At 59.7% G+C, this 24,265-nt stretch carries 22 protein-coding genes; 17 read left to right on the top strand and 5 right to left on the bottom strand.

Annotated elements, in window-relative coordinates; all coding sequences use genetic code 11:
- Positions 1 to 986: 986 nt before the first annotated feature.
- The 3 genes from QEN71_RS35865 to QEN71_RS35855 form a co-directional block, all read right to left on the bottom strand.
- Positions 987 to 1,859: an SDR family oxidoreductase gene (locus QEN71_RS35865; protein WP_201656564.1), complete on the bottom strand. Its 873-nt coding sequence runs from the start codon at positions 1,857 to 1,859 to the stop codon at positions 987 to 989.
- A 61-nt stretch (positions 1,860 to 1,920) separates the two neighbouring features.
- Positions 1,921 to 2,607, bottom strand: coding sequence for a Rossmann-fold NAD(P)-binding domain-containing protein (locus QEN71_RS35860; protein WP_201656561.1), 687 nt, complete (start codon positions 2,605 to 2,607; stop codon positions 1,921 to 1,923).
- Positions 2,608 to 2,654: 47 nt separating this feature from the next.
- Complete coding sequence (locus QEN71_RS35855) at positions 2,655 to 3,221, bottom strand: TetR/AcrR family transcriptional regulator (protein ID WP_233472021.1); 567 nt, start codon at positions 3,219 to 3,221, stop codon at positions 2,655 to 2,657.
- 162 nt (positions 3,222 to 3,383) lie between these two features.
- On the opposite strand from QEN71_RS35855, the gene QEN71_RS35850 reads away from it, so the two are divergent.
- The 7 genes from QEN71_RS35850 to QEN71_RS35820 all read left to right on the top strand — a co-directional run bounded on the left by QEN71_RS35850 (position 3,384) and on the right by QEN71_RS35820 (position 10,439).
- Entirely contained in the window at positions 3,384 to 4,439 is a 1,056-nt protein-coding gene (locus tag QEN71_RS35850; protein ID WP_201656559.1) for a LacI family DNA-binding transcriptional regulator, read from the top strand.
- 290 nt (positions 4,440 to 4,729) lie between these two features.
- A complete protein-coding gene (locus tag QEN71_RS35845; RefSeq protein ID WP_201656556.1) occupies positions 4,730 to 5,704 on the top strand; it encodes a dihydrodipicolinate synthase family protein in 975 nt (324 codons plus the stop codon).
- 7 nt (positions 5,705 to 5,711) lie between these two features.
- A complete protein-coding gene (locus tag QEN71_RS35840) occupies positions 5,712 to 6,503 on the top strand; it encodes an enoyl-CoA hydratase/isomerase family protein (RefSeq protein WP_201656553.1) in 792 nt (263 codons plus the stop codon).
- A 37-nt stretch (positions 6,504 to 6,540) separates the two neighbouring features.
- Positions 6,541 to 7,746 (top strand): CaiB/BaiF CoA transferase family protein, encoded by a 1,206-nt coding sequence (locus QEN71_RS35835; RefSeq protein ID WP_201656550.1) that lies wholly within the window; start codon positions 6,541 to 6,543, stop codon positions 7,744 to 7,746.
- A gap of 1 nt (position 7,747) precedes the next feature.
- The gene (locus QEN71_RS35830; RefSeq protein WP_201656547.1) at positions 7,748 to 8,071 is read left to right on the top strand and encodes a YciI family protein; all 324 of its coding nucleotides are present in this window, start codon (positions 7,748 to 7,750) and stop codon (positions 8,069 to 8,071) included.
- A gap of 12 nt (positions 8,072 to 8,083) precedes the next feature.
- Positions 8,084 to 8,899: a shikimate dehydrogenase family protein gene (locus QEN71_RS35825; RefSeq protein ID WP_201656544.1), complete on the top strand. Its 816-nt coding sequence runs from the start codon at positions 8,084 to 8,086 to the stop codon at positions 8,897 to 8,899.
- A 262-nt stretch (positions 8,900 to 9,161) separates the two neighbouring features.
- On the top strand, positions 9,162 to 10,439 hold the full coding sequence (locus tag QEN71_RS35820) for an MFS transporter (RefSeq protein ID WP_201656541.1): 1,278 nt from the start codon (positions 9,162 to 9,164) through the stop codon (positions 10,437 to 10,439).
- Positions 10,440 to 10,624: 185 nt separating this feature from the next.
- On the opposite strand, the gene QEN71_RS35815 is transcribed toward QEN71_RS35820, so the two are convergent.
- Positions 10,625 to 10,885 (bottom strand): hypothetical protein, encoded by a 261-nt coding sequence (locus QEN71_RS35815; protein ID WP_201656538.1) that lies wholly within the window; start codon positions 10,883 to 10,885, stop codon positions 10,625 to 10,627.
- Between the two features lie 165 nt (positions 10,886 to 11,050).
- Here QEN71_RS35815 and QEN71_RS35810 point away from each other — a divergent pair, with 165 nt between their 5' ends.
- From QEN71_RS35810 to QEN71_RS35795, 4 genes are read left to right on the top strand one after another with little or no spacing between them, the layout of a single operon-like run.
- Complete coding sequence (locus tag QEN71_RS35810; protein ID WP_201656535.1) at positions 11,051 to 12,289, top strand: CaiB/BaiF CoA transferase family protein; 1,239 nt, start codon at positions 11,051 to 11,053, stop codon at positions 12,287 to 12,289.
- A gap of 56 nt (positions 12,290 to 12,345) precedes the next feature.
- Positions 12,346 to 13,290, top strand: coding sequence for a substrate-binding domain-containing protein (locus QEN71_RS35805; protein ID WP_201656533.1), 945 nt, complete (start codon positions 12,346 to 12,348; stop codon positions 13,288 to 13,290).
- 59 nt (positions 13,291 to 13,349) lie between these two features.
- Positions 13,350 to 13,805 carry a MaoC family dehydratase gene (locus tag QEN71_RS35800; RefSeq protein ID WP_201656530.1) on the top strand — a complete coding sequence of 152 codons (456 nt, stop codon included), beginning with the start codon at positions 13,350 to 13,352 and terminating at the stop codon, positions 13,803 to 13,805.
- A gap of 7 nt (positions 13,806 to 13,812) precedes the next feature.
- Positions 13,813 to 15,456: a GMC family oxidoreductase gene (locus tag QEN71_RS35795; protein WP_233472019.1), complete on the top strand. Its 1,644-nt coding sequence runs from the start codon at positions 13,813 to 13,815 to the stop codon at positions 15,454 to 15,456.
- 183 nt (positions 15,457 to 15,639) lie between these two features.
- On the opposite strand, the gene QEN71_RS35790 is transcribed toward QEN71_RS35795, so the two are convergent.
- Positions 15,640 to 16,734: a LacI family DNA-binding transcriptional regulator gene (locus QEN71_RS35790; RefSeq protein WP_201656527.1), complete on the bottom strand. Its 1,095-nt coding sequence runs from the start codon at positions 16,732 to 16,734 to the stop codon at positions 15,640 to 15,642.
- A gap of 251 nt (positions 16,735 to 16,985) precedes the next feature.
- On the opposite strand from QEN71_RS35790, the gene QEN71_RS35785 reads away from it, so the two are divergent.
- The 6 genes from QEN71_RS35785 to QEN71_RS35760 are packed head-to-tail and all read left to right on the top strand — an operon-like array spanning position 16,986 to position 24,207.
- Positions 16,986 to 18,479: a sugar ABC transporter ATP-binding protein gene (locus QEN71_RS35785; RefSeq protein WP_201656524.1), complete on the top strand. Its 1,494-nt coding sequence runs from the start codon at positions 16,986 to 16,988 to the stop codon at positions 18,477 to 18,479.
- A gap of 10 nt (positions 18,480 to 18,489) precedes the next feature.
- Positions 18,490 to 19,974 carry an aldehyde dehydrogenase family protein gene (locus tag QEN71_RS35780; RefSeq protein ID WP_201656521.1) on the top strand — a complete coding sequence of 495 codons (1,485 nt, stop codon included), beginning with the start codon at positions 18,490 to 18,492 and terminating at the stop codon, positions 19,972 to 19,974.
- Entirely contained in the window at positions 19,971 to 20,789 is an 819-nt protein-coding gene (locus QEN71_RS35775) for a Cof-type HAD-IIB family hydrolase (protein WP_201656518.1), read from the top strand. Before QEN71_RS35780 ends, QEN71_RS35775 begins: the two co-directional genes overlap by 4 nt.
- 30 nt (positions 20,790 to 20,819) lie before the next feature.
- A complete protein-coding gene (locus QEN71_RS35770; RefSeq protein WP_201656515.1) occupies positions 20,820 to 21,806 on the top strand; it encodes an ABC transporter permease in 987 nt (328 codons plus the stop codon).
- Positions 21,803 to 23,077 (top strand): CaiB/BaiF CoA transferase family protein, encoded by a 1,275-nt coding sequence (locus QEN71_RS35765; protein WP_201656512.1) that lies wholly within the window; start codon positions 21,803 to 21,805, stop codon positions 23,075 to 23,077. The genes QEN71_RS35770 and QEN71_RS35765 overlap by 4 nt, the downstream gene beginning before the upstream one ends.
- A gap of 17 nt (positions 23,078 to 23,094) precedes the next feature.
- Positions 23,095 to 24,207 carry a glycoside hydrolase family 88 protein gene (locus QEN71_RS35760; protein ID WP_201656509.1) on the top strand — a complete coding sequence of 371 codons (1,113 nt, stop codon included), beginning with the start codon at positions 23,095 to 23,097 and terminating at the stop codon, positions 24,205 to 24,207.
- Positions 24,208 to 24,265 lie beyond the last annotated feature (58 nt).

Here is a 24,265-nt window from a genome sequence, read left to right as displayed (position 1 = left end):
CCCGGATAAAGCTTGCCCGATAATCATAGTGCATTAACAGAAATCGTTGTGAAAACTTAACGGAAATCGCTTTGAAATAGCGTCGGCGTTATTTTCAAACGGTTCAAGTCAAAAAAAGACCCCCCAAATGATGGTGTGGATTTCCGAGGGAATTACGTTAATGTCGCGCAACGCCGCGCCAGCAAAGGCTCCGAGGACTGACGGCGCCGGGCCGCGCTTCCAATCGTCGCTGCCGTATGGAAACCCGCGCGAAGGCAACCTGAATCAAAACATCCGCTTCGCACTGACCGACGGGGTCCGTCCGGGACAACCGGGAACGAGGGATTGCCTTTATTTGCCTTACAGCACAACCGGGTCTCGTCGGGTAACCCTCGACGGACGACGAGAGCGTCGTGATATCACTGCGATACTGGGGATGTTTCACGTACGTTGCCGGTACCGATGACAGCAACGAAATGGACGGGAGAAAATCGAGGCTCAGGCTGCTCGAATTGGACTCGATCGAGCTGGCCGGCACAGCCAGGCCATGCCGATCATAAACCGCCCGCAGCGCCGTACATGGGAGACGTTCGCGAAGGGCATCAACCACGGATCCGCAATGGCGCCACACTCAACGCTTCAGACATCCGCGACGAACGCGTCGGTGCTGATGTCGCGCCGTGGGCTCTGGGTGGTTCCGACGAATGGCGGACGGCGTTAGGGAAGCTGTAAGATATCTCCCGAATCGGAGTTCGGGAGATATCGAGTTGACGTGACAGTTCCTTCCGTTCAGGACCTCCCCCGGCGGCAGCCGGCAGGACACAATCGCATGGCGCAGCAACTCGTAGACCTGAGCCGTTTTCGGAAGGCGCTGGGGTTGCGCTGGACGAAGCCAGTCCAATTCTGCGAGGACAAACCCCAAGGTGGCGGACGACTGGCCCTCTGATCGGTTAGGAACCTCCGGCGATGCTTCCGCCACCCGACGGGAAGACTCGAAGAGGTTCACATCAGGTCGATGACAACGCCTTTACGCAGAGAGATTCACTCGTCACCCAGAGCTGTGCAGCGAGGTCGGGATCTCGGGCCTGCTGGGCGGGAACTGTCGGTCGGCGTTGAGAGACGTATTGTCCCATCAGTTCACGTGCTTCCGGAGACGTTGCGAGCCAGATCAGGGAATCGGCCCCCTGCTCAGGGGTCTTCGCGAACGGTCGGGCCATTAGGTAAACAAGATTTAGAAGAAATCCCAAATCCGTACCGAATCCGCCAAATTGCGTACGCACCATGCCCGGCTCGAAGCAGTTAGCGGTCGCCGTCGACCCAGCCAAACGGCGTTGCAGTTCTGTTGTGAACAGGATCATCGCAAGCTTTGCCGTAGCGTACGCGCGCCAACCAGTCGGGGCCAGGGACGTCGGTGTTGTTCTGAGATCAAGTGCGCCGCGCGCCTGCATCGCACTCGACGTGGATATCACGCGAGCATTCTTCGTTCCGCGGATAAGGTCAAGCAGGGACGATGTCAGCAGGAAGTGCGATAGGTAGTTCAGGGCGAACGTCAATTCGATCCCGTCTGGACCAAGCATAGGTTCTCTTAGAGTTGCGCCTGCATTGTTCACCAGCACGTCAAGTCGATTATGACGAAGCCGGAAGTCGTCTGCGACTCGCTTCACATCTGCCATGCGGGACAGGTCGCAAAGAAGATAGCTGACCCGCTCATTACCGGTCTTTTTCCTTAGTTCGGATACAACACGCTCTGCCTTCGCCTCGTTGCGGGCAACGATCGTCAGGTCAGCGCCCCTGCTCGCGAACTCCGTCGCCGCCGCCTTTCCGATACCCTCTGTTCCGCCTGTGAGAAGGAAAACTTTCTCTGAAATATCCGGTTTCATTTTGTAGTCCTCTGTATGATACGTTGACCATTGCTGGAAACCAGCTTGCGACGCAACGCATTTAAAGAATGTGGGTCGCCTGGATCGAATTGCCGAGCCGATTAATATCGGCAGACTCAAGCACGAACTGCTTCGCCTTTCCCTCGACGACACGCAACATCGCGCGACCCAATATCTCCGACGTCGTGAACAGGAAGGGGAAGTGACGCACCAGAAGCGGAAACAGTGGATATGTCGGCATGAGCAGCATGGCTACAACCTGGTAAGCGCGCGTACGGCTCCGAATGCCGGGGCCGGGACGGATGAAACCTGGACGGACCGCCCCGACGAATCTGAATGGCATCAATTGCAGAGCGCTCTCGAGTCGCTGCCGCACCCTCGCCCACATTCCCGGACCATCCGCCCCTCCGGCAGAGCAATAGCAGAATGACATATCAGGATTGAGGCGCAGAAGCGCGCGCGCCCATACCAGCGTTAGTTCCTCGGTAACGCGTGCGTACGTCGCCTCGTTCAGTCCGACCGAACTGAGGCCGATTGCCCAGATGCACGTGTCGTAGCCGACAAGTTGCTGTTCTATTTCTGCGAAGCTGAACAGATCCGCGAGAAGCAACTCTCTAAGCTTGGGATGCTGCACGCCGCAGGAGTGTCGTCCAATACAAAGCACGCTCCCAACGCGTGCCTCCGCGAGCGCTTCGCGAAGCGCGCTGGCGCCCACCATGCCTGTGGCACCAAATAGGATGAGCTTCATACGCAGGTACTCCTCGTTGGAGTATTGCAAGGCGCAAGCATTGGCATTTAGCTGCCCTCCTTCTGATCCGGGGTCGGCTGAACGAACCGATTACACAGGATTTGAACTCGTTGCGACAAGAGTTCTGCTCCCGGCCGGTCGGCCAGCAACCCATCGAGTGCAAGCAGGAAGACCTCAGCGGCCGGTTCATCTGAAAGAACTTCCGCCACGCATTGATGTGCTATCCGATGATGTGTCGCGGTGGTTTCAGGATCCACACGTTCACATGCATCGAAGAAGTCGTCGCCCATCGCCGCGCCAACCATATCGGTCCACGGTTCAATCACCAACAGGCGGCATACCTCGAACAAGCGCTGAAACGGCGTTCCTGACTCTCGTGAGGCCGCGATCGCCGCTGGCTGACGCGCCACGAGCCAGTGCACGAATACGGCCGCAAAGATATCGTCCTTGTCCCGGAATGTCTTGTACAGCAACGTACGCGAAATGGATGCACGCTTCGCGATGTCATCGAGCGAAGTCTTGCTGAATCCAAAGTTGAGAAAACACCACCGCGCAGCCAGCAAGATTCCCTCCCTTCTTGCTGCTGCTGCCTCATCTGAAATTTTCGTAGCCATATGCACATCGTGACAATAATTATTTTATTTGTCAAGATGTCACGCTGATGCCCCGTCTGCAACCGATTGCAGACATGTGCCAGTGGTTGTTGCTAATATGCATTGGACTCGCGACGAGAAGAAGGCTCGCGAGCGTTCGCACCTCACGAAATGGCCACTCGATTGGATAAGTCCAGCACTAACAAAAACATCAAACTGAGCGATGTCGCGCGGCTAGCGGGGTGCGCGACCGGCACCGCCTCACGCGCCCTGAGCCGGCCGGACATGGTAAGCAAGGACGTCATCAAGCGCGTACAGGCGGCGGTCGAAAAGCTCGGATACACGCCCAACAACGCGGCCAAATCACTTCGTTCGCGACGCAGCAACCTCATAGGCATCGTGATTCCGACCATAGATCACTCGATCTTTGCGCAGGCCGTCAACGCGCTCGAGAACCGGCTGTCACAACTGGGCTATTCGCTCCTGGTCACCACGTCGCAGTTCGACCTTAAGCGAGAGCTCCAGCAAACGCAGATGCTCGTCGAACGCGGATCTGAAGGTGTCGTGCTGGTTGGACGCATGCACGATCCTGAACTGTATGAGTTCCTGCGCATCAGAGGCATTCCTTACATCAATACCTATGCCTACCGCCCTTCGGAGGGGCATCCGTTCGTTGGTTTCGATAACAGTAAGGCTACCGCCCAGATCGCCGAATACCTCTTCACCCTTGGCCATGCCGATATCGGGGTGATATCGGGCGCCACGAAAGATAACGACCGGGCTACTGACCGTGTGGCTGGTGTGAAGGAAGCCTACCGCGCCCGCGGCAAGGAACTCCCTCCCGATCGCATTACCGAACAACCCTACACAATCAGCGGCGGGCGCGAAGGACTGCGGTATCTGCTCTCCAAAGGGAAACGCCCTACTGCAGTTGTATGCAGTAGCGACATTCTAGCGTTCGGGGCTCTGTCAGAATGCAACGCCCTCGGTCTGCACGTACCGGAGGACATCTCGATCATTGGCTTCGATGATCACGAACTGGCAGCCCATCTCCGTCTTACGACAATGCAGGTGCCAGCAGTGGAAATCGGTCAGCGGGCAGCCGAATACCTTGTTGCAAAGTTAAACGGCGACCCGGTGCCGGACCATGCTGAACTGGAAGTGCGCCTGATCGCGCGAGGAACTGCGGGTCCGCCAAGCCGGAAGACCGCTTCCGCACGAACAGAAAAAGCTCGATAGAGTCTGTCGGCCGACCGGCCACTGCATCAATTCCCTCCCAATCATCCGCCTTCTGCATTCGATTGCATTAGGCGCGCCCCGCTTCGTCGCTCGAAATTCCCCTATTTTTCCGTGTTTTCCCTGGATCGTTTCATCGGGGGAAGGTGGCTTATCATGGCCTCAATGCAATCGATTGCAGTAAATCAACGACGGCGTGGGCAACACGCCATCAAGCTCGGTAAAACGTTAAAGCCTTCGGCGAGTCGGGAACCGAAACCCGGTCGCCTTTACATCAACTCAAGGATCAGTACATGTCAAAGCACCCGGCTTTCCTTGCTGGAGGCGTGATTCCCGCCTGCCTGCTGCCGTTCAACGACGATCTCACCATCGACGAGCCGAGCTTGCGACGGCACCTGGACGACGTAGCCCGTGCGCCAGGGGTCACGGCCATCACGGTCAATGGTCACGCATCCGAGGTTTCTTCGTGCACATTCGACGAGCAGCAACGCGTCCTCGAAATCGCTGTCGATGAGATAGGAGAACGGGTCCCGCTCATAAACGGCGTCTACACGGAAAGCGGGCTCGAAGCCATGCGCATCGCCCAGATGTCGCGTCGCGCCGGCGCGTCCGCTCTGCTCGTCTTTCCGCCTGCGGTGATCTCCATCGGACAGCGAGCCAGCATGCTGGTCGATTTCTTCAGGCGCATTGAAGAAGCCAGCGATGGCCTGCCGATCGTGCTGTACCAGTTTCCCGTCAAGAGCGGCCTGTCCTACCCACTGCCGACGCTGCTGAAAATCATCGACGAGGTGAGCAGTGTGAAGGCTATCAAGGACAACTGCGGCGACGTCCAGCTACATGAACGCCAGTTGCGTCTGCTGCATGCGCGTACTCCGAGGGTCGCCGTCTTCACCACGCACAGTGCCTGGCTGATGGCGTCGTTGGCGGTCGGTGCCGATGGCCTGTTGTCCGGTATGGGTAGCGTCGCAGCAGAGTTGCAGTCGAACATGCATGACGCCGTGAAGTCTGATGATCTCAAGGCGGCCCGGCAACTGCAGGAACGCATGTTCCCGCTCACGGAAGCGTTTTATTCAGAGCCCTGGGTTGATATGCATAACCGGATGAAGGAAGCGCTCGTGATGCTCGGAAAACTCCCGCGTGCGACTGTGCGGCCGCCATTGATGAAGCTCGACGAAACGGAGCTTCGTAAGGTCCGCGATGCCTTGATCCGTGCAGGGTTGCTCGGCAGCGAACGAGCCACCGAAGCAGCGCAACTCACCAGTGCCTGAAAACGATATGACCTCGACTGCATCCGACAACGATCCGATCCTGCTGACGTCGACGCCCGCTCCAGGCGTGATGCTTCTACAGTTAAACCGGCCGCACAAGCTGAACGCGCTTAGCCTTGAACTGCTAGGCGCGCTGCAACGCGCACTCACGTCGGCGGAACGCAACGACGACATCAAATGCGTGATTCTGACAGGCAGCGGCCGGGCGTTTTGTGCTGGCGCCGATATCTCGGACATGGGCCGAGGCATTGGCGCCTACGAGGATCCACGACGACTAGCCGCACAAGACGCCATCTCCGCGTTTTCCAAACCGCTGATCGCCGCGATCAACGGATACGTGCTGGGCGGCGGACTCGAACTCGCTATGACGTGCGACATCGCGATCGCCGCAGAAGACGCGAAGCTGGGGCTTCCTGAAATCAATCTTGGTGCATTCCCGGGCGATGGCGGTACGCAGCGGCTGCCCCGGATCATCGGAAAGTCCCTCGCCATGCAGATGATTCTTACCGGCGAAGCGATCAGTGCCAGCGAAGCCAGGCGCATCGGTCTGGTTAGCGAGGTCACGGCTTCCGACGAATTGCTTCCGCGGGCACTGGGTCTTGCGACCATCATCGCCGGCAAATCACCCCAGGCCGTGCGCATAGCAAAGCAGGCGGTGCTGAATGCTTTTGACATGCCGCTTTCTGCCGGACTGAAGTTTGAACGCACAGCCACCGCAGCAGTTTTCGCAACGGAAGACCGCGCAGAGGCGATCCGCGCTTTCACGGAAAAGCGTGCGCCCGTCTTCAAGGGCCGCTGAACTGCCCGCTTCCTTCACGTTAATTCACGGGACAAAAATGCAATTCCTCAAAGGCATACGCGTCGTCAGCTTCAACCATTTCGTCATGGGGCCGCTGGGCATCCAGATCCTGGCCGACCTTGGCGCCGACGTGATTGCCGTCGAGTCACTGGACGGCGCTTTCCAGCGTCACTGGAGCTCCGGCAACAAATTCATCGATGGCGACTCGCTGACTTTCGCGTTCGCCAATCGCAACAAGCGCAGCCTGGCACTGGATCTGAAGAGTGAGTCAGGCAAAGACGTAGCGCGCAAACTGATCGCGTCGGCCGATGTGCTCGCCGAGAACTTTCGTCCTGGCGTCATGGACCGGCTCGGACTGGGATACGAGCAGGCCAAAAAGCTCAACCCCAAGTTGATCTACGCCGCGGCAACCGGCTATGGCGCGCACGGCCCCTACAAGGATCGGCCCGGACAGGACCTTTTGCTTCAGGCGATGTCAGGCATTGCGGCTATCACTGGCCGCGAGCCTGATGAATCGCGCGCCGTGGGCGTCTCGGTAGTGGACCATCACGGCGCAGCCCTCTTTGCACTGGGAATCATGGCCGCGTTGCTCGGCAGAGCACAAAGCGAAGAAGGATGCCGGGTGGACGTGAGCTTGCTCGGCGCAGCGCTCGACCTGCAGCAGGAAGGCATCACCAGTTTCCTCAACGGCAAAAGGCCAGCATCCATCCGACAGCCGGGCGCAACAGCGGGTTGGTCAGCGCCAGGTGGATACGGCGTGTTCGCTGCCAAGGGCGGGAGCGTGGCTATCTCGCTATCGACGCCCGCCATGCTGGCGCGTGCGCTGGATTGCCCCGCTCTCAGCGAGTTCACGGAGGGCGACGTGTTCGCGAAAACAAGAGAGATATCCGCCCTGGTTGAACAGCACTGCCTTCGGTTTTCCGTCAATGAGCTGCTCGCGCGGCTCGCCGAACTGGATATCTGGCACACCCGCGTGAACGATTACGCGATGATGTCCGAAGACCCACAAGTCAAGCACAACGGCCATCTGATCGAAACGGCATTGCCGAGCGCCGGCACGCCGGTGCGGGTGCTATCGCACCCGGTACGCTATAACGATCAGGCGCCGCCTGTGTATCTTCCCCCTCAAAAACTTGGCGCACAGTCCCGCGAGATCCTGACCGAACTCGGCTATCCGGACGACGCGATCGACGCTCTCATCGAGCAACGCGTGGTTGGCGTGCCCGATCATGCAGAGGCCTGACATGGTGTTCCATATCGTCATCACCCGATATCTCCGCCCTTTCCCGGAGATGGACGCGGCAATGCAGGATCATCAGGCATACCTTGACGCCTGTTACCGGCGCGGCGTCTTTGTACTCTCCGGACCACGTCATCCGCGCGACGGTGGCATCATCCTCGCCCGGACAGACACACGGGAGGACCTTCTTGAGATCCTGCAGGAAGATCCGTTCTCGGCTCGCGGCCTGATCGAATATGACGTCATCGGATGGGACCTGAACAGGCGTGCCTCAGCCCTTCCTGAGGCGTTGTTCCCGGGAAGCCGGACGGCGCTCCCTCTCCAGTAAAAGGCGACATTCATGATCGACGGAAACACACGGCTGTACTTTATTGTCGGCGACCCGATTGCGCAGGTGAAGTCGCCCGGGGCGTTCAACAGCGTGTTCTCGCAACTCGGCGTCAATGCCGCATTGCTGCCTCTCAATGTTGATACGGACGGAGTCGATGCGTTTCTCGATGGCCTTAAACACGCACACAACGTCGATGGGGTTGTGCTGACCGTGCCGCACAAATTCGCGGGCTATCGGCATAGCGACACTGCGTCGGACCGTTCGCATTTTTTGCAGGTAGCAAACGTCATGCGGCGCAACGCCAACGGCACCTGGCACGGAGATATGGTGGACGGCTGCGGCTATACCGCCGCCTTGCGCAAAGCAGGCTGCGCTATAGAGCACCGCCGGGTGCTTCTGGTCGGCGCAGGCGGTGCCGGGTGCGCAATAGGCGAAGCCCTCTTGCAGGAGGGCATAGCTGAACTGTGCGTGCACGATCGGGATCCCCGACGCGCGGAAAGGCTGGCCGAGATGCTCACGCGCCTGGACAAGGCCCCTGTCACAGTCGGACCAGCCGATCCGACCGACATGGACCTCGTCATCAACGCAACTCCAATGGGTATGCGTGAGGAAGATCCCCTGCCGGTACTCGCCGATCGCCTGAAACCGACAACGTTTGTGGGCGATGTCATCACGGTGCCCGTGGTATCGCCGCTGCTCAAAGCCGCTCACGCTCGCGGCTGTGACACGATGACCGGCGCACAAATGTTCGATGGCGTGCTCGATCTCATGGTGGAATTTTTCGGCATTCGGCCGCGAACATTGTCCTGGAGTATGCCCGCGTAGCCTCACGCTTCTCGACGCGCTGCCAGAACGCGTCGGGACGCGAAACAACGTTTCGGTGAGAGGTCAGCCGCAAGCGAAAGATCAGGAGGTGGCGCCAGCATGGAATTTAAACAACATCATAAATTCATATTAATTAGTACCCCTAATTCAATTGGTCAATAAACAGTAACCTGAGAGATGAGCAAACAGGCGACGCGAAGTAGTCAGGGATCGCCTGGGAACGGAAAACCTTGCTGCTGCACAAATGAATAGGAGACGATGTATGAACGGAAAAACGCTTCCCGCGAAACGGTGGTGGATCATCCTGCCGATCGCTTTCATCACCTACAGCCTCGCGTATCTGGATCGTGCAAATTACGGTTTCGCTGCGGCCGCTGGCATCGACCACGATCTGGGCATCAGTCGCTCCACATCGTCGCTGATCGGTTCCCTCTTTTTCCTCGGCTACTTCTTTTTTCAGGTGCCGGGCGGTATCTATGCCGAAAGGCGGAGCGTGCGCCGGCTGATCTTCGTCAGCCTCATCGCCTGGGGCGGCCTGGCCGCACTCACTGGCGTCGTCTCGAATATCCCCGCGCTCATGGCAGTACGGTTCGGACTCGGGATCGTGGAAGCCGCGGTGTTCCCCTGCATGATCGTCTATCTGACCAACTGGTTCTCCAGGAAAGAGCGATCCCGCGCTAACACCGTCTTCCTGCTTGGCAACCCGGCGACCGTCCTGTGGATGTCGGTTGTCTCCGGCTACCTGGTGCAGGAGTGGGGATGGCGCGCCATGTTCATCGCTCAGGGCCTGCCGGCCGTACTGTGGGCATTCGTGTGGCTCGCCGTCGTGCGCGACAAGCCTTCGCAGGTTAGCTGGCTTACGGCAGAAGAGAAGCTGCATATCGAAACGACGCTTGCTGACGAACAGCGCTCGCTGGCTCCAGTGAAAAACTATCGCGAGGCGTTTCGAAGCAGGACGGTCTGGAAGCTCACGGGCACGCTGTTTTTCCAAAGCCTCGGCTTCTATGGTTTTCTGCTGTGGCTGCCCTCGATTCTCCGGCACGGGGCATCGCTGAGTATGGTCAACACGGGATGGCTCTCCGCTATCCCTTACTTCGGTGCGGTCCTTTGCATGCTGCCGTGCTCCTGGCTGTCCGATCGGCTGCAGAACCGCAGGCTGTTTGTCGCAGTGCCCTTGTCGATTGCTGCTGCTGCCTTCTTCCTGCTGTACGTCGTGGGCACGTCGAATTTCTGGCTGTCGTTCAGTCTGCTGACGGTCGCTGGAATCTCGATGTACGTGATGTTCGCACCGTTTTTCTCGATTGCTCCCGAGGTGCTGCCTCGTGAAGTGGCAGGCGGCGCCATCGCGCTCATCAATAGCATCGGCGCGCTTGGCTCGTTTCTCGGCTCCTATGCCGTCGGCTACCTGACCGGATTGACCGGAGATCCCGCCTCTTCGTACCTCTTCATGGGGGCAGCGCTCGTTGTGTCCGCACTATTCGCCTCCAGTGTGAAGCGCACTGAGCGCGCACGGATCATGCCGCTGGCGACAGCTGACTGAAGTTCAGATCTCGCACCTCAGCGCTTCGACCGGTCGAGCCGGTCGAAGCCTTTGCCGTGAAGCGGCCGACATGCAAGTCTGGAAAGTTGCATCAGATGCATTGCCCCAGGCGTCCTGCCTGCACTTCTCGCTTTTTGACCCGTGCATGCTGGACGCCAGGAAGTGCAGCGGCACTCCGCCGCCCCTCAGACAACGTTCGCTTCAGTAATGCGACGCTGCAAGCGAAGAATTCCGCTCAAATCGAAGTCCTCAATCGTGGGCGGTTGCCTGCTTTGAGCGATGGCGACCTCATGTGCGATGCGAAACGCGCGAGATCGCTCCTCCAGAAGCGCGCCTAGCGCTGCGACCAGCAGTTCCCGATCCGCATCGCAGATCGCTCCCCAACCGCCCGAAAACGCGTGCGTCAATGCTGCCTGCCGCTCGGCGCCCAGAAACTCCTTCTGCATACCCCCTCCTCTCGTCAGTCCGGCGTTCGTCAAATATAGAAACTTCTGAAAACGTTATCTTCCTAGGGAAAACACCGTCTGTTCCGTCATTGACTGGCTCCATGGCGATGCCTACACTCCGAGAAAACGTTATCACACATCCTTTCACGAATTTTGGAGACTGGAATGTCGGACCAATCGGGCGCAACCGCCGCTCTTCCCCTGCATGGAAAGCGAATTGTCAGCTTTTGCCATTTCCTTCAGGGGCCTGCCGCCGTGCAGTACCTCGCCGATCTCGGCGCAGAGGTGGTCAAGGTCGAACCGATCTCGGGCGCTTACGAGCGTCACTGGTCCGGCGCCGATCTTTATGTAGACGAAACCAGCGTGTTCTTCCTCGCCGCGAACCGGAACTGCCGCAGCCTCGCAGTCGATCTGAAATCGGCTGAAGGCAGGCAGGTTGTCGAAAAGCTCATCGCGAACGCGGACGTTGTCATCCAGAATTACCGACCTGGCGTGCTCGAGCGGCTTGGGTTTGGGTTCGAGGACTGCAAACGCCTGAAGGCAGACATCATCTATGCCGCAGCGACCGGTTTCGGCTCGTCGGGCCCGCTCGTCGAGAAGCCGGGACAGGACCTGCTCATTCAGGCTCGATGCGGGCTTGCGGCCGCTACCGGTTCGTCGCCGACACCCGTCGGCGGCGCCGTAATCGACCAGCACGGGGCAGCGTTGCTCGCGATGGGCGTGCTGGCGGCACTCGTCAAGCGCGCCGCTACCGGCCAGGGCGGTCTTGTCGAAGGCAACCTGCTGAACGCGGGGATCGACCTCCAGATGGAAGGCATCACCAGCTTCCTTACCGGCAAATTCGATACCGACCGCTTCACCCGCCACCCCCGACTCGCGACGTGGCTGCATCAGGCTCCCTATGGCCTGTATCAGCTCGCCGACAGCGCGATCGTTCTCCCGTTGACGGATGCGAAGGTGCTGGCAGAGGCGCTCGATAGTGAGCCGCTGCGACAGCTATCGGATATCGATCTGTATTCCGAACGTGACCGTTATGCCGATGCGCTTCAGGAGGTGCTTCGCACCCGCTCCTTCGACGAAGTTGCCGGGCCGCTTGACGCGCACGGCGTGTGGTTCGCAAAGGTCCAGACGTATGGTGACCTGCGCAATGATCCGCAGATCCAGCACAACCGCGTTTTCCGAAGCGTCGACATCAACGGCTCCGAAGTCGTGCTCGTCAATCACCCCGTTCGTTACGACGGTCAGGTCCTTCCCTTGCGCCGCCTCGCGCTGCGCCCCGGTCAGGACACTCGCGAAATTCTCAGCGAGCTGGGATATGACGAGGCAGACGTCGTGACGCTCGAAGCGCATAAGGCGATCAGGTCGGGAGAACGACGCGACTGGCAAGAGCAGTCCGGGCAGTAACCAGCGAAATAAACCAACAGCAGCCATACGGGCTGCAGTCCATACGGAGGAGCACCATGAAGTTGAAGACAGCAATTCGCAGCGCCGCGACGATCGTCGCAGCCGCCGCAGTCGCGGCCTACGCGCTGAACGCATCAGCCGACGACAAGATCGTCATCGGTTTCAGCCAGTCGACGCTGAACCACCCGTGGCGCGTTGCCCAGACGGAGGGCAACAAGAAGTACGCTGCGGAACATTATCCTGACGTCAAGCTGATCGTCACTGACGGCCAGAACAACGCGTCGAAGCAGACGTCCGACGTCGAGGCTCTGATGGCGCAAGGCATCAAGGTTCTGATGATCAGCCCGCTGACGAGCCAGGCCCTGACGCCGGTGGTCAAAGAGGCGATGAATCACGGCATCAAGGTCGTCACGCTCGACCGCCGTGTGAATACGCCCGTGACCTCGCACGTCGGCCCCGAAGATCTGCCGATCGGACGCCAGGCAGGTGAACTGATCGCGAAAAAGTTGAACGGGAAAGGGCAGATCGTCGAACTCGGTGGCACGGCCGGTGCGTCGGTCGCAATCGACCGTGACAAGGGCTTCCGTGAAGCCATCTCGAAGTATCCTGGCATCAAGGTGATCGCGTTCCAGAACTGCGACTTCCTGCGCGAACCGGCGATGAAGTTCATGGAAGACCAGATCCAGCGCTTCAAACCGGGTGAAATCAACGCCGTCTACGCGCACAACGATGAGATGGCCCTGGGTGCCATCCAGGCACTCGAAGCGGCGGGCCGACTGAAAGACGTGGTTGTCGTCGGTATCGACGGACAGAACAACGCGATCCAGTCGGTCGCCGACGGGAAGCTGACGGCAACATTCATCTATCCGTTCGTCGCGCCGGAAGGCATCCAGACGGCATACAAGGTCGCCAAGGGCGAGAGCGTACCCAAGGACATCAAGCTTCAGTCGACGATGATCACGAAGGACAACGCTTCGCAGTATATCGGCAAGGGCTTCTAATCCCGTCCGGTCACGGTGCTTGCGGGCACCGTGACCCTCCCGACTATCACGAGCACATCATGCAAGAAGACTTCTATCTTTCCGTGGGCGATAGCGTCGAATTCAGCAAGACTGTTTCCGAGGCCGATGTCTATCTCTTCGCGGGCATTACCGGCGACTTTGCACCGATCCATACCAATGCGGAATACATGAGCAAGTCGGCCTACGGCCAGCGACTCGCACATGGCGCGCTGATGGTCGGGTTCATGTCGACGGCATCAACCGCAATGGTCGCGCGTGCAAAGCAGATTCCTGGGCTCGACGAGACGCCCGTGGCGCTGGGTTACGATCGTATCCGCTTCCTGCGCCCCGTGTTGTTCGGAGATACGGTCACGGTGCGATATCGCATTGAAGAAGTCGACACGGTGAAACGCCGGACGAGCGCGTCGATCGAAGTAACGAATCAGCGGTCTGAGCAAGTCTGTGTTGCGACGGGTCTGCTGAAGTGGGCAAACGCAAACAAGGTCAACAAGTAGGTTCGATATGTATGACTTCGTCATTGCTGGCGGTGGCTCGGCTGGATGTGTTCTTGCTGCGCGCTTAAGCGAAAATCCTGATGCCAAGGTCCTGCTCCTCGAAGCCGGGCCAAGCGACTGGAACCCTTACATCCACATGCCGGTCACGTATTACAAGACCGCCAAGGGTTCCCTGACCTGGGGTCTCGAGACTGCGCCTAGCCGCGCCCAGAACAATATCGTCACCCCATACACGCAAGCGCGTGTCCTTGGCGGAGGCAGTTCGATCAATGCGCAGGTGTACACGCGCGGCGTTCCCTCGGATTATGACCGTTGGGAGCGCGACTTCGGGTGTACCGGATGGTCGTATCGCGACGTATTGCCGTATTTCAGGAAGGCAGAGCGCAACGAGCGGTTTGCCGATGAATTCCACGGCATCGATGGTCCGCTCGGCGTCTCTGACCAACGGTACACCAGCCCGCTGACTAAGGCCTGGGTTCAGGCTTGCCAGCAGGCTGGCATTTACTACAACGCCGATTTCAATGGCGCGTCACAGGCGGGCTCCGGGCTTTACCAGATCACCAACCTGGATGGGCGCCGTTGCAGTGCCGCGGTCGGCTATTTGCGCCCGGCGCGCAAGCGCCCGAATCTGACCGTCATCACAGGCGCCGTTGCAACGCGCGTCGTGATGGAAGGTACCCGCGCTGTAGGTGTCGAGTATCTGCGCGGTGGCAAGCGCGAAGTCGCACGCGCCCAGACTGAAGTCATCGTGTCGTCCGGCACGATCGGCTCCCCCAAGCTGTTGATGCTCTCCGGCATAGGCCCGGCCGACCATCTGACTCAACTCGGTATCAAGGTGCAACACGCGCTTCCGGGTGTCGGCCAGAACTTCCACGACCACCTTGACGTGTTCATGATCTACGAGCTCACGGGCGCGCACAGCTACGACAAGTACAAGAAGTTCCACTGGCAGGTTGCGGCGGGTTTGCAATATGCGCTTTTCCGGTCAGGCCCTGTCACATCGAACGTCGTCGAAGGCGGTGCGTTCTGGTGGGCAGACAAGACACAATCCGATCCCGATCTGCAGTTCCACTTTCTTGCTGGCGCCGGCATCGAGGCGGGGATCCCTGACGTACCGGGCGGCAATGGCTGCACCCTCAACGCCTATCTGACGCGGCCAAGGTCGCGGGGCAGCGTGACTTTGCGCTCAGCTGATCCGCTCGCACAAGCCGTCGTCGATCCGAATTTCCTGGACGATCCGTACGACCTCACCTACACCGTGGAGAGCGTCAAGGTGGGCCAGGAAATCATGCGACAAGGCGCGCTGTCCAGGTACATCAAACGGGAACACTTCCCAGGCTCGGCGATCAAGGGCCCAGGTGACTACGAGCGGTTTGTGCGCGAACAGGCACGGACCGGCTACCATCCGGCAGGAACATGCCGCATGGGGATGGATGACGGCGCGGTAGTGGACGTCGACCTTCGCGTCCGTGGCATTGATGGACTCCGGGTCGCGGACTGCTCCGTGATGCCCCAGTTGAACTCCGGCAACACCAATGCCCCAACCATCATGATTGCCGAGCGGCTGGCCGCGAAGCTGAACGGCACGGATCAAGCCGTGCAATCGACAGTTCGCGCGTCGGAGCGCGTCACGGAAATACACCACTCCTGAAGCAGGAGCGAGCCCGCTTTCCGGGCTCGCTCGTCTCTTCCCACACGCACTTCGCTCTCAGCGTCCACAGCGGCCTCGTCAAAAAGCGTGGCCGGCCTCCCCAATCATCGAATCACTTTCGTTTCGTAGAAGGCCCGGACGGCCCGATGATGCGTGGCGCGCGATTTCGCGCGCCACGCATTTTTATGACTTGTCTTTGATGACGGGACCAGTGCTGTGGCGCACGATCAATGGCGTTTCCAGCTTGACGTGCACTCGCTCGCTACCACCAGCCAACAGTTGCGAAACGGCATTCGCCGTCAGCCTGCCCATCTCAACGCCGGAAACATCCACCGTCGTAAGGCTCGGTTTCAGGTACTCCCCGAACTCGAGATTGTCGAAGCCAACCAGAGAAATGTCCTCAGGACAGTTGAGTCCAGCATCGTCACAGGCCTTGAGCGCGCCAGCCGCGAGAACGTCCGTTCCGCAGAAAACGGCGGTGAATTCGCGACCGGCCTCAAGCTGTCGCTGCATTGCCGCGTAGCCTGCTGCCATCGAATACTCTTCTTCGACGACGATCACATCGCTCGACGGGACGCCAAGGGCGCCGAGTTGCGTGAGAAAGCCGAGTTTGCGATCGCGCACCCGGTCATTGTGCCGGGACATGCCGGAAATCATGAGGAACTTTCGATGACCCAGCGAATGCAGATACCGCCCTACCTCGCCGGCAGCCTCAGCGTTATTGAAACCGATGGAGGGAACGGAAGGATCCTCAGAGTTGCTGTAGGTGAGTACGCAGCTTATTCCCTGCTCTCGTAGTAGCGTCAGCGTATCGTGACGCTGAACATCGCCCACGAGCACCACCACCTCAACGCCTCGCTCCGCCAGCAGCCGCGCCTCACGGTACTCCGTCTCGATCGAATACCCAGACGAATTCAGAATGAGTGAAATCCCCTGGTCTGACAGCCGTTGCTGGAGGGACTCCACCATCCTGGCGTAAATCGCGTAATTGAGTGTAGGGATGATGGCGCCGACAAGTCTCGCCTTGGTTGAACGCAACGCACGCGCTGCGCCATTGGGGACGAACCCCAATCTGCGAATCGCTGCCTCCACGCGCGTTCGTATGTCTGGTGTCACCTTGTCCGGGTTATTCAGGACACGGGAAACAGACGCTATCGACACCTCGGCCAGACGCGCCACGTCCACCAGCGTGACATTGCCCTCCGGCCGACCTGCGCGACTCCTGGTCTGACGAGGCTTGCTTACGACGCTCTCTTCAACATCCGCCACCTTGCTCATCTTTCTCTCGCTGAAAACGTTATCGAAATTTTACTTCGATGCCCTTCGCGCGTCATGCCTCCAAAACCCTGCCTTGCCCATTATAGAAGGAGAGCAAGCGAAATGTAATGACTATCCGCCAGGGTTCATCCTGATTGAGAAAACGTTATCAGCAGCGCATTCTGTCACTACTGGCTGCATTCAACCGCTCGTTTGCCGTGGCAGATACCACGGTCGGGCCCAGATCGCGATCAGGCGAACCGGGAGTCATTGTGTCGGAAAATCTGTTGGAAATGCGGGACATCCGCAAGCACTTTGGTGGCGTCCACGCCCTGCGCGGCGTGTCCTTCACTGTCCGTCGTGGCGAGATCCACGGGCTTGTCGGCGAGAACGGCGCCGGGAAATCGACGCTGATGAAAGTGCTTGCGGGTGCCTATGTCGCTGACCATGGCGAAGTGTCGATCGATGGCGAGGCCGTGTCGCATCCGACGACCCACGCGATGCGCGAGAAGGGCCTCGCTGTGATCTATCAGGAGCTGGCGCAAGCGCCCCATCTCAGCGTCGCTGAAAACGTATTCTTGGGTCGTGCGCCCAAGAACCGGCTCGGCGGCATCGACTGGAAGACGCTCAACGCCAACGCTGCGGAAGTCATCACGCGAATCGGCTTCGATCTGAATCCCCGAGCGCGGGTCGCCGATCTGAGCGTTGCCCAGCGGCAGATCGTCGAGATCGCCAAGGCAATCTCTCAAAATGCGCGGCTGGTCGTCCTGGACGAACCTTCAGCCGTGCTGGCCGACAGCGAACTCCAGACCCTTTTTAGCGTCATGCGTAAGCTTGCGCACGATCGCGGCGTGTCGTTCATTTACATTTCGCACCGCCTCAACGAAATCTTTGACATCTGCCAACGCGTCACAGTCCTCCGCGACGGCGCCGTCATCGATACGCAGCCTATCGAAGCGGTGACCTCGGCCGACCTGATCCGGAAAATGGTTGGCCGCGAACTGAAGGATATCTTCCCCAAAAAGGATCGCGAAGCGGGCAAGGTCGTGATGTCGGTGAAGGGGCTCACCCGCGAGGGCGTGCTCGATGACATCTCGTTTGATGTGCGTGCCGGCGAAATCGTGGGTCTCTGCGGACTGGCTGGCTCCGGACGCACGGAAGTCCTGCGCGCCATCGCCGCGGCAGATCCGATCGACGGCGGGCAGATCGAGCTCTTCGGAAAGACCGTCTCGATTCGTTCCCCTCGTCACGCCAAATCGTTAGGCGTTGGCCTTCTGTCTGAGGACCGCAAGGTCGACGGCCTCTTCCTCGACCAGAGCGTCGCCTTCAACGTCACGATCGGGAAGCTGTCGACGGTCGGGGGGCCGGGTGCCATCAAAAAACGCGAAGAGAAAGAGCTTGTTGGCGGCTATGTACGCAAGCTCAGTATCAAGACCCCGTCGGTGAACGCGGACGTTCGACACCTTTCCGGCGGCAACCAGCAGAAATGCGCGATCGCGCGCCAGCTTAACGCGGGCACAAAGATTTTCCTGATCGACGAACCGACGCGCGGCGTCGACGTCGGCGCCCGCCGCGACATCTACGAAGTGCTCATCGAGGTACTGAAGTCGGAAGACCGGGCAATCCTCATGGTCTCGTCAGAACTGCCCGAGATCCTCGGTATGTGCGACCGCATCCTTGTAATGCGGGAAGGGAAACTGACCGCTGAGTTGACGCGGCAAGGCGCAACCGAAGAAATCATCATGCACCACGCAACGCACCACTAAGGAGCTTCAATTGACCAGGTCATACGGACATTTCATCGCTAACCAGTTCACGAACGCCGATTCGCCGAATTTCATCACGCGCGTGTCGCCGGTGAATGGTGAGGCGGTCGCGCGGTTTGCCGAAGGATCGACCAGCGATATTGACGCAGCAGTGCGCGCTGCACGCCAGGCATTCGACACGGGCCCCTGGCCCAAAATGGACGCGGGCGCACGTGCAGCACTGCTGCACAAGTGGTCGGCGAAGATTGCTGAAAATCGCGAGAAGCTGGCTCGCATTGAAGTCGAGGAAGTCGGCAAGCCGATCCGCTACGCTCGCGCTGACATGGACACCGTCTGCGCGCTGATCGACTACGCTGCCGGGCTCGGTATGCACTCGCATGGCCTCGCCTACTCATCCATCGGCCCCAATCGCACGGGCGTCGTGCTCCGTGAACCTGTCGGCGTCGTCGGCGTCATCGTGCCGTGGAACTTCCCGGCCGAGACGTTCGCCAAGAAGGTGCCGTTCGCCCTGGCGGCGGGCTGCACCTGCGTGGTCAAGCCCTCGGAGTTCACCTCCGGCACCGCGCTGGAACTGGCACGCCTGGCCGCAGAAGTCGGCATTCCCGAAGGCGTCGTAAATGTGGTCACTGGCTACGGCCACGCCGTTGGCAATGCGCTGTCGGGCCACAACGGGGTCGACCTGGTGTCATTCACGGGCTCGACGCGCGTAGGCAAGCAGATCATCGCCAGTGCTGGAGAACACACGGCGCGTGCTGCGGTAGAACTCGGCGGCAAGGGTGCCACGATCGTCTTCGACGATGCTGACATCTCCGATGCTGTCAGTGGCGCGCTGATGAGTATCAGCTTCAACCAGGGCGAATGCTGCGTGGCCGGGTCCCGCCTGCTGGTTCACTCCAGCATTGCTGACACGTTCCTCAAGAAGCTGGTGGAGGCAATGGCAGGGCTGCGGATCGGCGACCCGTTCGATGAATCGACCGACATCGGCTCGATGATTCACGGCGACCATTTCCGAAGCGTCATCGGCCACATCGAGACCGCTCAGAAGGAAGGCGCGGCGGTTTTGTGCGGAGGACTGTCGGGCACGAAAGAAGATGGGTTGCTCATTACGCCGACCGTGCTCGACGGGGTGAGCCCTTCGATGTCCGTGTTCCGCCAGGAAGTCTTTGGTCCGGTGCTCGCGGTGACGCGCTTCGACTCCATCGAAGAAGCGATCGCCCTTGCCAACGATACCGAATACGGTCTCGCCAATAGCGTGTGGTCGAAAAACATCGACACCGTAATGACGGTTGCGAAGGCGCTTCGCTCGGGCATCGTGTGGGCGAACACTGCGCTCGACGGCGCACTGCAACTGCCGTTCGGCGGCAATGGAAAGTCGGGATTTGGACGGGAACTGGGTGAAGCCGGTCTCGAAGAATTCACTTCGCTCAAGTCAATTCTGATTCACACCGGCAAACGCACAACCGGTTTTGGTGTCGCCCCGGCGGTGTCCGAATGATTCGCGTGCTTTTCAGCGACGTTGACCGGACGCTGCTTACCCATACCTATGAACTCCTTCCGGCGGTTCGCGATGCGGTGGGTGCAGCGAAGGAATCGGGTATCGACGTGATCCTCGCAACCGCGCGCCCGCCGATGGCGGTCCTGCCGTATGCAGAAGAGCTGGGTGTCACCGACCTGTGCATCTGCCTGAACGGAGCCTGGGTCGGTGATCTCCGCGGCGGTGACGCGACGGTTCTCGGCCAGGTGCGGCCCGATGTGGTCGACCATGTGGTGGAGACCTGTGCAGCGGACGGCATCGAGCTGCTCTACTACACCGCGAACGAAATCTTCGTCACCCGTATCACGCCCACGGTCGTTACGCATTGCAGTCGGACCGGCGAAGTGCCGAAGGAAGTACAGAGCGTGCGCAACATCGCCGCTCCCGTACTGAAAGTGCTTTGCATCAGCACCCTTCCTAATACCAATGCGGTATTCCGAGGCATCGCGGAATCGATAGGTAACCGGGCGGTATGCGCGATGTCGCGTGCGGACCTGCTCGAAATCACTGCTTCAGATGTATCGAAGGGCCGCGCAGTGGCAGAGATTGCGCGGCAACGCGGTTTGATGAGGTCGGAGTGTGCCGCCATTGGCGACAGTGACAACGATCTTTCTCTGCTGACTTGGGCTGACGTCAAGTTGACGGTCGACAACGCGATGCCGGCCATCAAGAGAATCGCCCCGCTTCATTTTGCGTCCTGCGATGTGGGCGGAATGGCCCAGGCCATCGCTTATCTACAGGCTCGCAACAGGTTTGAGCAGCATTGCTCGGTCTGATCGCAGCTAAAAGTGTTTTAGGAGACAACCATGACCACCACGGTTCAGAACCAGCCCACAACGCCCACGCATCGTCGGGACTTCCTAGCAGTACTTAAGAGCTACGGCCTCGTATGGGTGCTGTTGGGCTTGTGCGCCATTGCCACATGGCTTTCGCCGAGTTTCCTTGGCGTCATGAATCTGGTCAACGTACTTCGACAGATCGCCCTGCTCGGCATCGTGGGCATAGGCATGACTTTCGTGATTCTCGCACGCGGCATTGACCTGTCGGTCGGTTCGATAGTCGGGCTCATCGCGGTGGTCACCGCGCTCATGCTGACGCAAGGCTATCCCGTCTACCTGTGCGTGCTCGCGGCGATCGCTCTCGGGCTGGTGCTGGGTGCCATCAATGGACTTGGCATCGCAATCGGCCGCCTGCCGGCGTTCATCATGACGCTCGGATCGATGGTGATGTTCCGCGGCATGGCGCTGTCCATTGCGAACGGGCAGCCGATCAATGTCGGAGACGCGCCTGGCTTCGACTTCATCGGCTCGGGCGACTTTCTGCAGATTCCGGTGGTCGTGTGGCTGTTCGCCGCAATCGCACTTCTCGCCTTCCTCGTCTTGCGATACACGTCGTTCGGCCGATACGTCTACGCGGTCGGCAGCAACACGGAAGCTGCTCACCTTGCCGGTATCAACACGCGCGTCATCAGCTTCATCGTGTACGTGATTTCCGGGCTAGCCGCCGCCATCACCGCCATCGTGTACGTGTCACGTCTGACGGTGGGCGAACCCACCGCGGGTACAGGGCTTGAGCTCGAAGCGATCGCAGTCACGGTCATCGGCGGAACGAGTCTGTTCGGTGGCGAAGGTGGCGTCATGGGCACCGTGCTTGGCGCAGCGATTATTGCGGTCCTCGCGAACGTGATGAATCTGCTCGGCATCAGCCCCTTCACGCAGCAGATCATCAAAGGCGCCATCATCATCGTCGCCGTTCTCTTCGAAATGTATCGCGGCAAGGGGAAGAAGGCATGAACACCCCGAACGAATCTGCAAGCGGCGCCGCAGAATCCGGCGGGCGGCTTCCGCTGCAAGGCATCAAGGTCGTGAGCCTCTGCCACTATCTTCAGGGGCCTGCCGCTGTGCAGTACCTGGCCGATATGGGTGCAGAGGTGACCAAGATTGAACCACGCCACGGCGCCTTCGAGCGCCACTGGTCTGGCGCCAACGTGTTCATCGACGGCGTCAGTGGTTTCTACCTCGCGGCGAACCGTAATTGCCGCAGTGTCGCGCTCGACCTGAAAACGGCGCGGGGCCGGGAAATCGTCCTGAAGCTGGTCGCCCAGGCCGATGTCGTCGTTGACAACTTTCGCACCGGCGTCATGGAGCGACTGGGGTTGGGTGAGGCGGAGCTGCGTGCAGCTAACCCCGGCCTCATCATCGCGTCGGCCACGGGCTTCGGCGCTTCGGGACCGCTGCGGGATAGCCCGGGTCAGGACTTGCTGGTTCAGGCTCGCACAGGCCTGATCGCGGCAACGGGTCACTATTCCACGCACCCCTCCCCTGTCGGCTGTGCGCCTGTCGACCAGCACGGAGCCTCGCTACTCGCAATGGGTATCCTGGGCGCTTACATCCACAAGCTGCGCACTGGTGAAGGCACCCGGGTGGAATCGAGCCTCTTCAACGCGGGGATCGATCTGCAGCAGGAGGCGCTCGCGAACTATTACTCCGGTGGATTCCAGAAATCCAAGCTCGACCGGGCTCACCAGTTGGGCACATGGTTCCATGCTGCTCCTTACGGTGTCTACCGCCTCGCCGATGGCAAGCTGATCGCGATTTCCAATGTCGATCCCGTCAAATTTGCCAAGGCACTCGAGAGTGAGGATCTGATGGCGATCGCCTCGATTGACCGTCACGTCGAGCGGGATCGATACGCTGCGACGACCGCGCGCGTCCTGTCGCGACTGAAATATTCAGAGGTGTCGGCTCGGTTCGACGAGTACTCGATCTGGTATGCGCCGGTCAATACCTACGATGAGCTTTTCGAAGATCCGCAGGCCAGGCATAACGAGGTGTTCGAGTCGACTGTGGTCAAAGAGAACGTCGCGACCCTCGTCAGGCACCCGATCTCCTACAACGGTACCAAGCCCGGCATGCGGTTTGTCGCGCTGTCGTGCGGCGAGCATACCGAGCAGGTGCTGCATGAGCTTGGCTACAGCAACGAAGACATTTCGGCGTTGAGCCAGCAAGAGGTCGTCGCCCTTGGCGCACCGCAGATCATCCAATCCAACGAACTTCACGCCTAATTCAGGCACAACGAGTCATGACGAACGCACAAGACAACTCTTTCATCGAACCGACGATCCAGTTTGTTATCGACCGGATCGATCGGCAACGCGCAAGGCAAGCTGATTTTCCGCACATCACGAAGGGCGGCAAATGGGTCTACACCGAAGACGGCGTGTGGACGGGCGGCTTCTGGACCGGGCTTCAGTGGCTGGCGTACAAGGAAACGAAAGACGAGAAATTTCTCCTCGAGGCAGAGCGTCTAACGCAGCGTCTTCTGCCGCGCGCGAGTGATGAAGTTAATCACGACCTCGGCTTCATGTTCTATCCAACCGCCGTGGTCGGTTGGCGACTGACGGGCAAGGACGAATATCGCGCCGCTGCCGTGCGCGCGGCCGAAAGCCTCGCAAAACAGTTCAACAAGGACGCCGGCTTCATTCCCGGCTGGGGATTCTTCGGCGGACAGAACTGGGCCGGCTCGGTGCTCATCGACACGTTGATGAATCTGCCCCTGCTCGTATGGGCCGCCCAGAACGGTGGTAGCAACGAACTGCTCGATGTCGTGTACAGGCACACTGAAACCGCCCTTCGCAACCATCAGCGCAAGGACGGGTCCGTCTATCACGTCTATGTGTTCGACGAGAAGACCGGAGCACCGATGCGTGGCGACACCTATCAGGGCAAGGCTCCCGAAAGTGCGTGGTCGCGCGGCCAGGGCTGGGCGGTAGCAGGTCTCTCCATGCTCGCGGACATGACGGGTCGGGCCGAATACGTTGCAGCAGCCGAGCGGGTTGCGGCTTTCATCGAGTCGCAACTGAAGGATAGCTTCATTCCGAAATGGGATTACGCGGTGACCGGAGACGATGAGCCGCTTGACTCCTCCGCTGGCGCGATTTCGGCGTACGGCCTGATCCGACTCGCAGGCGTGACGAAAAACGACCGCTATCTGCAGCTGGCCCGTTCCATTCTCGACGCGCTGTCGGCGCAATGCCTTGCCTCGTCGGAAGCCGAATCGATCCTCGCACACGCCACGGCGGACCTGCCGCATGGGCTAGGCATCGACGAGTCGACCGGATACGGGGACTACTACTTCCTGAAGGCGCTGCTGGCACTTCGCGACGCGACGTCGGGTAAAAGCAATACCCACTGAACACGCTGTCTCTCTGGCTTGCCGTCGTTCTGTCCGCTGGGCAGACGGCGGTATCTGC

Source organism: Paraburkholderia sabiae (assembly GCF_030412785.1).
In the GTDB taxonomy this organism is placed as follows: Bacteria; Pseudomonadota; Gammaproteobacteria; order Burkholderiales; family Burkholderiaceae; genus Paraburkholderia; species Paraburkholderia sabiae.
This window is presented reverse-complemented; position numbering and strand designations above follow the sequence as displayed.